We start from the raw sequence: 13178 nt of genomic DNA, 5'->3' as shown, positions 1-13178 counted from the left end.
AGGGCAAGCGATCGGTGGGCAGTCGTTGGCCGCAACCACTACCCACCGACAGCGGTGGAACTGGCCGGGTGGTTGGGGGATGGCGGGGCGATCGGGTTAGGCTCATGGCGGTTGACCCCTCCTGAGCCGATCGTGTCCCTCCGACTCCCTTTATGGCTGACCTTGCTCCGCAACACCGCGACCACCTGCTAACCATTGAATTGGCTGTCCGCACCTCTGACCCCCGACTTTTGGAGGGGTTGGAGGTGTGGTTGCGTTTGGGGTTGGTGTCGGAAGATTGGGTGCGCGAAGTGGCCAGCACTTGGCTCACCTGTCCATTGCCCGCCATTGCTCGATCGCCCGTTGCTCCCGTTCCCAGCCCCTCCCCCCAACCCGTCACCCAGTCCTCCGGTCGGCTGCGGGCCATTACGGCGGAGCTGAGCGTGGTTTGGTTGCTGCTGTTGGGGGCGTTTTTGGTGGTGGTGTCCTCTGCCTGGTTGGCGGCCAGCTTTTGGAGCCAAGTGGGAGGCGTGGGGCAATATGGCATCTTGCTGCTGTACACGATCTTGTTTTGGGGGGCTGCCCTCTGGACCGATCGCCAGGCCCGGTTGCGCCTGACGGGCCAAACCCTACGCGCCCTGGTGACCCTGCTGTTGCCGGTGAATGCCTGGGCCGCCGATGGTTTGGGGTTGCCCCTGTGGGGCTGGTTTGGAGCGAGCGCACTGTGGTTGATGATTGCCTGGACGATGGTGAGTCGGCGATCGGTTGCCCTCTTGATCCTGTTGGCCTGTGGATTGCATTGGAACTGGCCATCGGGCCAAGCTTGGGCTGGGGTGACGATTTGCGCGGGGTTCATTGCCCTGGCGGCCGTCTGGCCCGGCCGGTGGCAACTGCGATCACGCCATCATCGGGCCCTGATGGCCGGTTCACTGCTGATTTTGCTGTTGCGGGCCCTAGCCACCCAGATTGCCAGCCTGGCCGATGTGGCGTTGGTGATGGTGGTGTCTGGGTTGCTGGTGATTTTGGATGCTCGCGAGGCGACCCGGGCCAAGGTGGGGCTGAATGGGTTTGGCTGGTTGCTGGTGGGCTTGGGTTGGTTGCTGGGGCAGACGGATGCCACGGCTCCTTGGCAGCAATTAACCTTGGCTCTGATTGCGGGAGGGCTGTTGTGGGAACGGTTGCAGCGATCGGGGCGGAGAGCGGATCTGTTGGGCTTAACCCTGGTGATGGCGGGAGCTTGCCGGGGAACCGCGGCCCTGTTGCCCGATGATTGGCGATCGAGCCTGTTGGTTGCGGTGCAATCCCTGCTGGAGTTGCGGCAACCGGAACAGGTTTTGGGTCTGCTGTGGTTGCCTTACCCGATCGTGCCGGGGGGGCTGGCGATCGCCCAGCAGCGACGCGATCGCCCCGATTTGGCGAAATTTGGTTTGGGCCTGGCACTGGGAATCCTGTTGTTGCTCAATGCCTATGCCCTCGCCCTTTGGCCCCATAACCTGCGGCTTTTGCCCCTCAGCTTGCTCACCACCGCCAGCTTCGGCCTGGTTGCCAGTCGATCGCCCTTGGGATCCCTGCTGCCTCAAGTCCTGGCCAACTGCACCCTCACGACCGCCCTGGCCGCTGTTTATGCCCTGGCCCGGTTTGCCTTGCCCACCACCAGCGCCCCGATCGGTTGGGGGCAAGTCGGCATTGGAGCTGCCCTGGTTTTGTGGAGTTTGGTGGCGATCGGGGGTGATCGTTCCCCTTGGCAACCTTGGGTGAAAACCAGTTGGTGGCTGGGTCTTGGCCTGGCGGGTTTGAGCCTGGTGCAACTGACCCATGGGGTTTGGGAAACCGTCCCTGCACAGGTGGCGACCTCGGGCTTGCTCAGTTGGTTGGTGATCCCGTTGGCTCTGTTGGGATTAGCGGCGATCGGGCCCGAAAGGTTCCGCAAAGCTGCCAAGGGCCTAGGGGCCGGAGGATTGGTCTTGGCCCAATCTCTGGCCATTTCCTCACCCCAGTCCCTCACTCTGTCCCTGGGTGTGGCCGGGTTGGCCTTGGGGGCCAGCTCCCTGCTGCCTGGGTTTCGACAAGGGTGGGTGGCCCTGATGGCCGTGACCTTTGGTTGGTTGTCCCTATCCGCCTTGACCGGGGCCGGCGTGGGGTCTTGGAGCGGGCTGGCCTTTGGCCCTTGGGTGACGTTGCAAAGTGGCCTGTTGGTTGTGGCTTGGGGGCTGTGGTGGTTGGGGGTGGGGCGATCGAGTCCGCTGCTGCGTCTCTATGGCCAAGCCCTCGATCGCTGGGCCACGGCGGTGAGTTGGTTGCTGTTACCCTTCACGGCCCTGCGGCTGTTGGTGTTGGCCCTGGACGGGGATCAGCCCCAGGCGCTTTGGGAAGGGTGGGTGATTGGGCTGCTGTTGGGGGCGATCGGGTTTCGGTTGCTCACCAGTCGGCGGGCCGGTCGGCCCGCCGCCATTCCGGGGTTACTCTGGGCGGGAGCCGCGGCCTTGGAATTGGCGGCGGCGGAAACCCTTCGCCAACTGAACGGCTCCCTCAGCCACTATGCGGTGGCGACGCTTGGGCTGGGGTTCATCTGCCTGTTTGCGACAGAGCGGTTGGGGCGACAGTTCCCCAGCCGTCGGTGGTTGCCCTTGGGCTATGGCCTGTTAACCCTGTTGTGGCGATCGAGCTATTGGGACGGTTGGACGGGCTTGCTGATGGTGGGGGTGGCGCTCATTGGTTTGCGGGTGGCCGCCCGATCGCCCCATCAACGCTGGCTGAGTTACAGTTCCCTGGCGATCGCCTCCTGGGGTTGGGGTGAATTAGCCTTCTTTTGGACGGGCCATTGGTTGCCCGCCGGAACCACAACCGATGCCCTGGTGTTGTTTGCCGTCGTGGCGGGATTCCTGGCTTGGTTTTATGACCTTGGGCGCGATCGATGGGGGCGATCGCTCTTTGCTCTCAATGGCCGCACGCTGGCCTGGACAGCCCATGGCCACTGGCTGGTGGGCACTGGGTTTTCGGGCTTGCTGTGGCTGACGGCGGGCCCCACCCACGGCCCCTTGGCCTGGGCAGCCTTGGGATTGTTGGTGGCCTATCCCTGGGTTCAGGGGTGGCGCACCTCGGGCCTGTGGGTGGATCTGGCGGCTTTGCAAACGATCGCCTGGATCAGTTGGGGCCGCGCTTGGTTGCCTGGCTGGGCCGCCTTTGACCCCCATTGGGCTGTTCTGGCGGCCTTCAGCGCGATCGGGCTGGCGGTTTTGGGCCAAACCCGCTCCCAAAAAATCGCCTGGGAACGGGTTGCCCTTTGGTTGCCCGCCAGCATGAGCCTCTTACTGGCCGGGTCGATCGCCCCGCCCGCGCTGATGGTGGTGGCCGCCAGTTATGGTGCGTTGGCGGCCCTGTTGCGTCGTCGCCGGTTGTATTACCTGGGGCTGCTGTTTGCCACCTGGTCAATTTGGCGGAGTCTGTGGCTGGCCGGTTCCATGGAAGCCCTGCTCTATGTGGGGCCCTTGGGCAGCAGCTTAATTTTGGCGGCGGAAATTGACCCCGCTTGGCAAGGGGCCAAGGGCCGGCCCCTGCGCCACGGCCTGCGATTGGCCGGCACGGGAATCATTGCTTGGGCGGCCTTCGCACAGCACAGCACCGATTGGGTGAGTCTGGTGTTGGCCCTCGGGGCGATCGGGGCCGGCATTTTTTGGCAAGTGCGCGCCTACCTGCTGATGGGATCCCTGTTGCTGGGAGCCGCCACCCTGGCCAATTTTGTGGAGCTGAATGCCCGGTGGTCGTTCCTGAAATGGTTGGTGGGGCTGGCGTTGGGCACGGGAATGATCTGGCTGGCGGCCACCTTTGAAACCCAGCGCGATCGAGCCATGGCCCTGTTACAGCGCTGGTCAGACGACCTCGATCGCTGGGATTAGGAATGGTGCTGAGACCTAGGCCGATCCAAAGGCCTGATACCTAAACAAAAGCCGCCCTGCTCGGGTGGCCAGTGACCAATGGGGCAATGGGGCCTTTAGCAATCAGCCCTAGCGCGAGGTGAGCAGGCGCGGGCCTTCCACCGCCACGCGATACTGTTCCACCTTGTCGTTGTATTCAATGGGCAGCACCGCCACCACATTCTCGTGGGGACGCGGGATGATCACCCACGATTCCACCACGCCGCCGAAGACGTTTTCGGCCGCCGCGATGCCCGCTTCAACGGATTGTTTAACTTCAGCCACTTCGCCGCGCACATTAACGGTGAAGCGAGCGCTGCCCACGCGGATATAGCCAACGAGGGTGACGCGCCCGGCCTTAACCATTGCATCGGCTGCGGCCAAGACGGCGGGGAAGCCTTTGGTTTCGATCGAGCCTACCGCTTGGGCCATGGGGCGCTCTCCTGTGAAAAGCCTAGCTAAATGAAAACAATGGGTTGCAAGAGTTGCAAGCTATGGAACCGCTTCAACCGGCAGCGGTCACAACCAATTGCCCAGCGCAAATTCAATTGCCCAGCGCGAATTGCCGAACACAAACAGCGCCCGGAGTTGTGACGCGGGGTTGAGCGTCCACGCAACATTGTACGGGCGATTGGCGATCGCGGCGCTGGGTGTTTGGACTTCTTTGGGAATCTGGGGGCGATCGCCCGATTGAATCTTGCAATCGCAGTGATTTTTGATCCTAATCAGCGCCCCCTTGGCCGGGGCCCAAAAGGGGATCGGGCCATGGGGCGAAAGTTCAAGGCCATGCTAGGGTGCGAGAAGCGATCGCAGCGCAGCAAGGGATTGGAGGAGAATGGCGACGTTTGCAGACATCACCAACCACTGGGCCCAAGCCTTCATCGCGGCCCTGGCCGATCGAGGGTTGATTAGTGGATTTCCCGATGGATCCTTCCAACCGGATCGCCCCTTAACTCGGGCCCAATTCGCAGCCTTGCTGGTGCGATCGGTTGATCGCCCCCCCGTGCGATCGCCCCGCAGCTTTCGGGATGTGGCCGCTAACCATTGGGCCCGGGCTGCAATTCAGCAGGCTTGGGAACGGGGTTTGCTCAGTGGCTACCCGGACGGTTCCTTTCGCCCCGATGCCACGATCGTGCGGGCCGATGTGTTGGTGGCCTTGGTGAATGGGTTGGGCTTAACCGGCGGCGAAACCTTGGATCTGAGCCGTTTTTTTGATGATGCCGGAGCGATCGCAACCTACGCCCGACAGCCGGTGCAGCGAGCCTTGCACCGTCGCTTGGTGGCGAATTTTCCCAACTTGCGGCAACTGCGCCCCAGCCAAGCCAGCAGCCGGGCGGAAGTGGCCACCATGCTCTATCAAGCCCTGGTGGCCGATCGCAATTTCCCCGCGATCGACTCGCCCTACTTGGTGGAACCCGGGGAGCCGCCGCCCCAGTTGGTGAATCTGTCCCATCGACGGGAATTGCGAGCCGCTTGGATTGCCAGTGTGTGGAATGTGAATTGGCCGTCCAAGGCGGGCCTGTCCAGCGCCCAACAGCAGGCGGAATTGGTGACCCTGCTCGATCGAGCGGCGGCGGCCCGTTTAAACGCCATCTTCCTGCAAATTCGCCCGGAAGGAGACGCGCTTTACGACTCCAGCATTGAGCCTTGGAGCCGTTGGTTAACAGGAACCCAGGGCCGCGCACCCAATCCTTACTATGACCCGCTGGCCTTCGCGATCGAGCAATGCCGCCAACGCAACCTGGAACTCCACGCTTGGTTCAATCCCTACCGGGCCCGCACCTCCCTCAACGCCCCGATCGGCACCGGGAACCACGTGGAAGCCGTTTACCCCAACGCCGTTTACACCTACGGCACGCAGCGCTGGATGGATCCGGGCCTGCCCGAGGTGCAAAACCGAGCCGTAGACGTGGTGTTGGATGTGGTGCGGCGCTACGACATCGACGGCATTCACCTGGATGACTATTTCTATCCCTATCCCGTGGAGGGGCAAGAGTTTCCCGATCGCCAAACCTACTGGTCTTGGGGGGGTGGCAAAACCTTGGCCGATTGGCGGCGCGACAACGTAAACAAGCTGGTGAAGCGGTTGTCGGAACAGATTCGATCGGTCAAACCTTGGGTCAAATTCGGCATCAGCCCCTTTGGCATCTATCGTCCCGGAGAACCGGCGGGCATTGTGGGACTGGATCAGTACGATCGCCTGTTTGCCGATCCCAAATGGTGGCTCAAGGCCGGCTGGTTAGATTACGTTGCGCCTCAACTCTATTGGCGGATTGATCAAACGGCCCAAAGTTACCGCACCCTGCTGAACTGGTGGGTGCAAATTGCCAACGGGGCCCATGTTTACCCCGGCAATAACTTGGACAAATTGGGCAGCAGCAGCGCTTGGTCAGTGGCCGAATTTGAGCAGCAAATTACCCTCACGCGGGAGCTGGCGGCCCAGCGGGCCTTGGGAAATGCGTTCTATAACATTGAGCCGATCGCGGAAAACCGCCAGGGATTTGCTGACCAACTGCGCCAGGAACTCTATGCCCAACCAGCCTTGCCGCCGATTTTGAGGGCCACCGGCAACCCGCCGAGTCCGCCCACGGGGGTGAGGGTCAATGGTGGAGAACTCACTTGGGCTGCGGGTGGCGAAGGGTTGCGTGGTTGGGCCCTTTATCGACAACAGGGCAACAGTTGGACGCTCGATCGCCTGTTGGCGGCCGGAGCGAGATCGCTCGCCTTGGGGGCCGGAACCTATGCCCTCTGCGCCGTGGATCGATCGGCCCGTGAAAGCCAAGGGGTGGTGGTGACCCTGCGATGAGGCGGGTTGTCGGTTAACGTTGGCCCAGAAACCTGGGCTAACCGGGGGCACTGCCACGGGGCGATCGGGTGATGTTGTGGAGAATTGAGCATGTTTCAGGTCGATTCAGTCTTTAACCGCGATCGGTTCTTATTGCGACAAAAGTTGATGACCCTCTCGGAAAAATATGACGTTTGCGATGATCACGGAGACCCAATCCTGTTCATTGAACGGCCAACCCATTGGGCGCGTAGCTTGCTGGCGGTTTTGGCCGGTTTAGTTGCCACCATCGTCATGATCGTGCTGCTGGCTCTTCTGATGTCAGTGATGCCAGAAAACTTGCAATTGCCAGTGTTTTTGGTGGGAACAATCGTTATTTGCATCGCAGTTCTGGCGGTGATTGTACTGATTTCACCCAAGCGCCATATCACCATCTATCGAGATGCCAGTAAACAGGAACCACTGATTAAAATCATTCAAGAGAAAAAATTTGAATGGTTCACCGCCACTTTTACTGTGCGCGATTTGAAAGGGGACTTAGCTCGATTTCGCAAGAACTATCTCTACGATATATTGCGCAAACGGTGGCACTGCTATCGCCCCGATGGCTCACTGCTTTGTGTCGCCAAAGAGGATTCGATTGTGCTGTCATTATTACGGCGCTTTTTAGAACCGCTGATGTGGGTTTTGCGAACGAATTTCATCATTTTGGAGGGGAATAGCGATCGCCAAATTGGGGAATTTAACCGCAAATTTACCCTGCTCGATCGCTACGTTTTGGATATGAGTGCGGATCTCAATCGCTATCTCGATCGCCGGATTGCCTTGGCTCTGGGCGTAATGCTCGATACGGGCGAGGGCCGCTAGGACATCAGCCTATGACCCCCCATTCCAAAGGTTCCGATCGCCGATCAACTGCGGCCCAATTAGGCGAATTGGGTGAAGAATTTGTGGCCGCTTGGTTGATGCAAGAGGGCTGGATGATCGAGGCGCGGCGATGGCGCTGTCGGGCCGGTGAGTTGGACTTGGTGGCGCGATCGGGTCAGGAATTGGCCTTTGTGGAGGTGAAAACCCGCAGTCCTGGAAATTGGGATCGCAACGGCGCGTTGGCCATCACCACCGCCAAGCAACTGAAACTCTTACGAACGGCGGAGTTGTTTTTCATTCAACATCCCCAGTGGGCCCATTTAGCTCGGCGGTTTGATGTGGCGTTGGTGGGGCGATCGCCTCGGGGAACGGTAGCTGGGGTGGAGGGATCAGTGATTCGGCCAGTCACAGGATTAACGGAGCGATCGAACCCTCAATTGAACCTTAAGTTACCCCATGAGTTGATGCGTCAATCAACCAGCGGGTTACCCCATGAATTACCCCATAAATTACCCAACGAATTCATTACCCTCGGGGAACCCACGCAGTTTCAGGGCCAAGCCTTGGTGTTATGGGACTATTGGCCTGGGGCGATCGAGTTTGATGGCTAGATGCTAAATGGTTGAATGCTGAATGGTCTAATTCTGAAGTTGGTGAACAGTTGTTTAATCCTGTGGTTAACCTGGCAGTTTCCTAATCCTCAGGAGGTGTAACCTTGCCTTCCTGAATTAGGGTTTCCAACAGTCCTTCACAGGCATCAAGCAACAGATCAATAACCTGCTGAAATCCTTCGGGGCCGCCATAGTAAGGATCAGGCACTTCCTTGAGGTCATGGTGGCGACAAAAATCGCACATCATCTTCACCTTGTCGCGATATTTACGATCGGGATCGCGCGCCAAAATGCCCCAATAGTTATCCCGATCCATCGCCAAAATGAGGTCAAAATCCGCAAAATCAACGGAGGAAAATTGTCGCGCCCGCCCTTGCAGTTTGATGCCTGGCTGATTCGCCGCCGCCGCGCTCATGCGCCGATCGGGTGGCTCGCCCACGTGATAGGCTCCTGTGCCCGCCGAATCACACTCAATTTGCCCCTGCAAGCCGCGCTGTGCAATGAGATGATTCATCAAATTTTCGGCAGCGGGCGATCGGCAAATATTGCCCAAACAGACAAATAGCAGTTTGACAGGCATAGGGCACAGATTTCGCAGAGTCTAGCAAAGTGCCAAAGAAGGCAACTGAATTCGATGTGTCTCACTCACCGCAGACTGAGGGCCAACGCTCCTGGTCTGCCAAGATGCCGGAATAACTGGATCAGGAGCTGAGGGCCGATCGTCAAATCGTCGGCAACCCTGACTCCACCGTGACAAAATCGTGGGGAGCAAGGGGCTTAAGCCCCTTGTTACGACGGTTGGAGTCTGGACAATCAACGGCTCCCGTTGGCTCCCAGGCAATGACGACAGACCCGCAGAGTTGATCTGTCGATTCACGGGGATTACATGCCCGGTAGCTGAAGATTAGCGGTCAGGGCTTCCATTCGTTGCCGCATGGTTTCTGTGGAAGCGGTGTAGGCGTTTTTCATGGCCGCAAAAACCAGATCCGACAAAACTTCAGCCCCTTCGCCCAAGGCTTCTGCGGAAATTTCTACGCGGAGGGGTTCTTGGTTGCCGCTCATCACCACCTTCACTAAGCCGTTGCCCGCTTGACCTTCAATTTCGGTTTTTTCCAGCTCTTCTTGCAGCTTTTTAGCATCTTCTTGCACTTGCTGGGCTTTTTGGATCGCTTGGGCAATTTCCTTCATTTTGCCCAAGCCGAAGCCAAATCCTTTGTTTTGCGACATAGGTGTTAGTCGCGCGGTCTGCGCGCAGTCAAAATCACGATAGGTTCAGAAACATTGGGTTGGACGGGCGATCGCACTCGATCGTTCTCCGGCCCTGGCCCCTGCTCATGCTATCACTGGCAGCGATCAACACAGCCGCGCCCCTAAGCGGTTGGTAGCCCAAGAATCCACTCCCATTGCGGAGCGATTCATCTCGATCGCATTCTGGTTTCATCCTGGCTTTGTTCTGGGTTCATTCTGGTTTCACTCCAGTTCGCCCTTGCTGTCACCCCGATCGCATCCTGATTCAGGGGTGAGGATGAGGCCGATCGCCCGGAGTTGCTGGCAAATCCAGCAGCACAAACCGCCGAACCTTCGGCCGGCGCATTGCCCGCCCGCCCCGCTGCCACATCAGCCCCCAAATGGCAGGGGAAAACAGCAGCGGCATCGACAGCGCCAAAGATTTCAGCCAACGCCCCTGATGCCACAATTGGCGAGCTTGCACGAACCGCAGTCGATCGATCCATTGGCGCAACCTTGGGGTCATGGGTGGTTTGGGCGGTTGTGGTTGCGGTTGCGGTTGTGGTGGGCTGGAGATTGGGGCAGCGGGCAGCGCGAGCAAAGGATTGCTGGGTGGCAAATAGCTCAGGCGACTTAAGCGATTCAGGCGACTCAGGCGATCGAGGCGATTCCTGATCCGATCGCTGAGGGGGCGAGGGTGATTGGGATGACGGGGCGCACTGAAGTGACGGGGACTGTTTCGGCGCTGGGCATGATCTAAATGGTTCAGAAAATTTAAGTCCCGATCGAGCCAACGCCACAGTCGGGCCGCACGGCGCAGCAGCCAAGCCCGTCGCCGGGGCGATCGTTGGGCCCAGCGCACCAAAGGATCAAGCCACAGGGCGATCGCCCAACGCATCACCACCGTTTTCACCACAAACAGAGCCGCTAAGGGGAACCCCTGCTGCCACAGTTGCCGCGCCAACTGCAACCGAAAACGCATTTGTTGCCAGCGCAGTTTGAACCACCCACCCCGCAGCAGCGATTGGGGCGATTGGGCCCGAATCCAGGCCTGAAGGCGGCGTTTCAGATAGCGTTGGGTGTCTCGGTATGTCCAGGTGAGGGCGTGGAAAATACGATTCAGCCGAGTGTGCAACATCAGGCCCCATCCCCGAGCCGATAGCAAACTGGGAGCAGCGATCGAGAAAGCCTTGAACCATTGGTAATGCTTAAGGGCAACCAATCCCCAATGCAGGCGCAGATAGGACTGAACCGCCTGGCTTTCGGGCAATTGTTGCTGAAACCGTTCGTTTACCAGTCCGTGAATTTTTTGTTTAATGGACCAATTGGTGTCAAACCGGCGATCGAACGAAAATTGCCGGTTATAGGCTCCGTCCCAAACGGTGCGATAGGCCAAGCACTGATTTAAAAAAATGGCATCGCCATATTCAGCAATGCGAATCCAAGCATCAATATCATCAAAATTGGTATCAAACTGAGAGTCCCAGCCCCGGGCTTGCAGAAAGGCCGATCGACGAAAGGCCACTTGTACCGGCGTACCAAACGGCACCATCTCCACCAACATGCCGTAGTGAATATCCTCTTGGGGAATGAAATAGGCTAAACCTGGCCCCGTGCGAGGGGTGTGCCCCATTTCATTGCCCTGTAAGTCCACCTGCAAGGCCTGGCAGGAGCACAGGGCCGCGGGTGGACGTAAACCTTTGCCACAGCGTTGATCGTGAATGCGAATTGCCCGCACAAACTCAGCAATGCAATTGGGATCAAGATAATCATCATCATCCAGCAACTTCACCCAGTCGCCCTTGGCCAGCTCCACACCTCGGTTCACGCTGGCTGAATGGCCCTGATTGCTGCTGTTGCGCCAATAGACCAGTTGGGCGCGTCGCTCGATCGGGAGGCTGAGTTGCAACTGAGCCACCCATTCGGGGGTATCGTCCCGGGAACAGTCGTCCACCACCACGACTTCACAGGGATAGCTTTGCCCCAAGGCAGAGGCGATCGCCCGATCGAGCAGCCGACGGCGGTTATAGGTAGCGATGACGATACTGAATTGCATAACACGGCTGTGGGCAGACCCAGGCTGCAAGGATGAGCCACGGCGCAGATCCCAAGGAAATCGCCTCAAGTGTTGCAAACTGGGGATGATCACCCGACCCGGCCAGGGCCAGACCCTGGGGTGGTCAATCAACCAGCGCACATACTGCTTACTTCGATCGATGCTGATGTACCCTGCTCGGGACTAATTGGACGGCATTTTCAGCATTTCAGACCCCAAGGGTGATCGCGGGAGGGAAGCCATCCGCAGCCATTGCCCCCCAAGCTAACGATGCCCCCCTAAGCTAACGATGCCCCCCTAAGCTAACGATGCCCCCCAAGCTAACGATGCCCCCCAAGCTAACGATGCCCCCAACAAGCGGGATCTGCGCTAATGCATCGCCACAACCCTGTCCCTAGTCATTATTCCCGCCCATTCTCCCAGCTAATCCATCAGCTATTCCATCGGCTATGCTCTAGGTCTATGAGCAAAGCTGAGGGAACTAATCAAGGTTTCAAGCCAATCTCCCTCGTCCCTGATGGGAGTCTTGGATCGATTTTGAAGGGTTTTTCGACTGATTTTCTGTCGATTTTGTTTTTTGATCTGTTCTTGATCTGCAATTCGCCTTGAACGACTTAAGGATTGACTGCTTTGGGAGTTTGTAATCGCTTCATCATCATTTCCAAAATTGAAGGCCGGAAAGGTCAGCGTCCGATCGAGGCTTCAAACCTCGTCTCCATGACCCAAGCGAAGACGAGGGAGCGGATTCTGAAACCAGCCTGCAAATGCACCACTGACTGGTGTGGTGATCATGATGAAGTTAACAAAACTTGGATCATTCAAAAATTAGGGTGAAAAATTAAGGTAAATCATGTGCTGGAATAGGTTGATTCTCACAAGAAAATCAACCAAGGTGATTATTTGATCACAGACAGCCTAGGCAGACTCGATTTAAGATAACGATTTAATAGAAAATGCGTCAGGATTGCGATCAGCCAGCTACAAAAGACTTAGCTACGTCGCTCGCCACGCTCCCTAGGGGCGGTTGCTCAGAACGATTGCAATAGCTACTCATCTAAACCTTATGCGATCCAACTCAACTTGTTTGCCTTGGCCATGGGGTCGGGGTGTTGTGCTTCCGATGGTTCTGAGTGCCTGTGTTGGCACGATCGGGATTAGTCCAGCGGCGCGATCGGAAGAAGTGCGCCTATCCACCAATTCCGCCACCGCGTCCTGTGAAGAATTAGCCAAGGCCGCCATCTTCACGGGCCCAGGCAACTGCTTGGCGGCCAATGGCGATCGCTACGAGGGAGACTTTGTGGCGGGTCAGCGCACGGGGCGCGGCCGCTATGCCTATGCGGCGGGTGGGGTTTATGAAGGACAGGTGGTGAACGGCAAGCTGCAAGGGCGGGGGCTTTATGTGTCGCCTGCGGGCGATCGCTATGAAGGAGACTTTATGGCGGGACAGTTCAACGGCCGCGGCAATTACCGCACCGCCAATGGCAATCGCTACGAAGGGGAATTTCGCAACAATGCTTTCCACGGTCGCGGCATCTATAGCTATGCCAATGGGCAACAGTTGGCGGGGCTGTGGGAAGGGGGCCAACTCAAGGAGGCCCAGCCGATCGAAGCCGTGCGCACGGCCTTGAACCAAGCGACTGAGCCGCGATCACCTGAGCCGGTGACCCCGGCCCCGCGCACCGTACCGGCCCAAACCCCTACCCCCACGCCCCAGAGCCGATCGACCCCCACTTCTGAGG

The 13178-nt window shown here is 58.5% G+C and carries 8 protein-coding genes and 1 pseudogene; 5 read left to right on the top strand and 4 right to left on the bottom strand.

Going from position 1 to position 13178, the window contains the following annotated elements; all coding sequences use genetic code 11:
* Nucleotides 1-152: 152 nt before the first annotated feature.
* Nucleotides 153-3875, top strand: coding sequence for a hypothetical protein (locus AMR42_RS08200; RefSeq protein WP_099532967.1), 3723 nt, complete (start codon nt 153-155; stop codon nt 3873-3875).
* A gap of 108 nt (nt 3876-3983) precedes the next feature.
* On the opposite strand, the gene AMR42_RS08195 is transcribed toward AMR42_RS08200, so the two are convergent.
* Complete coding sequence (locus tag AMR42_RS08195) at nt 3984-4325, bottom strand: carbon dioxide-concentrating mechanism protein CcmK (RefSeq protein WP_099532966.1); 342 nt, start codon at nt 4323-4325, stop codon at nt 3984-3986.
* Between the two features lie 403 nt (nt 4326-4728).
* On the opposite strand from AMR42_RS08195, the gene AMR42_RS08190 reads away from it, so the two are divergent.
* The 3 genes and pseudogenes from AMR42_RS08190 to AMR42_RS21585 form a co-directional block, all read left to right on the top strand.
* The gene (locus AMR42_RS08190) at nt 4729-6699 is read left to right on the top strand and encodes a family 10 glycosylhydrolase (RefSeq protein ID WP_099532965.1); all 1971 of its coding nucleotides are present in this window, start codon (nt 4729-4731) and stop codon (nt 6697-6699) included.
* A gap of 90 nt (nt 6700-6789) precedes the next feature.
* A complete protein-coding gene (locus tag AMR42_RS08185) occupies nt 6790-7545 on the top strand; it encodes a hypothetical protein (RefSeq protein WP_099532964.1) in 756 nt (251 codons plus the stop codon).
* 11 nt (nt 7546-7556) lie between these two features.
* Nucleotides 7557-7943 (top strand): annotated as a pseudogene (locus tag AMR42_RS21585) (YraN family protein); the annotation flags it as partial.
* 295 nt (nt 7944-8238) lie between these two features.
* Here the strand turns inward: AMR42_RS21585 and AMR42_RS08175 are convergent.
* The 3 genes from AMR42_RS08175 to AMR42_RS08165 all read right to left on the bottom strand — a co-directional run bounded on the left by AMR42_RS08175 (nt 8239) and on the right by AMR42_RS08165 (nt 11439).
* Nucleotides 8239-8736, bottom strand: coding sequence for a low molecular weight protein-tyrosine-phosphatase (locus AMR42_RS08175; RefSeq protein ID WP_099532962.1), 498 nt, complete (start codon nt 8734-8736; stop codon nt 8239-8241).
* 302 nt (nt 8737-9038) lie between these two features.
* A complete protein-coding gene (locus tag AMR42_RS08170) occupies nt 9039-9383 on the bottom strand; it encodes a YbaB/EbfC family nucleoid-associated protein (RefSeq protein WP_099532961.1) in 345 nt (114 codons plus the stop codon).
* 286 nt (nt 9384-9669) lie between these two features.
* On the bottom strand, nt 9670-11439 hold the full coding sequence (locus tag AMR42_RS08165; RefSeq protein WP_099533031.1) for a glycosyltransferase family 2 protein: 1770 nt from the start codon (nt 11437-11439) through the stop codon (nt 9670-9672).
* 1120 nt (nt 11440-12559) lie between these two features.
* On the opposite strand from AMR42_RS08165, the gene AMR42_RS08160 reads away from it, so the two are divergent.
* The coding region (locus tag AMR42_RS08160) for an MORN repeat-containing protein (RefSeq protein WP_368670729.1) at nt 12560-13178 on the top strand (619 nt) is incomplete at its 3' end.

The sequence above is a fragment of the Limnothrix sp. PR1529 genome (genome assembly GCF_002742025.1).
In the GTDB taxonomy this organism is placed as follows: Bacteria; Cyanobacteriota; Cyanobacteriia; order CACIAM-69d; family CACIAM-69d; genus CACIAM-69d.
The sequence above is the reverse complement of the archived record's forward strand: the minus strand, read 5'-3'. Positions and strand labels throughout refer to the sequence as shown.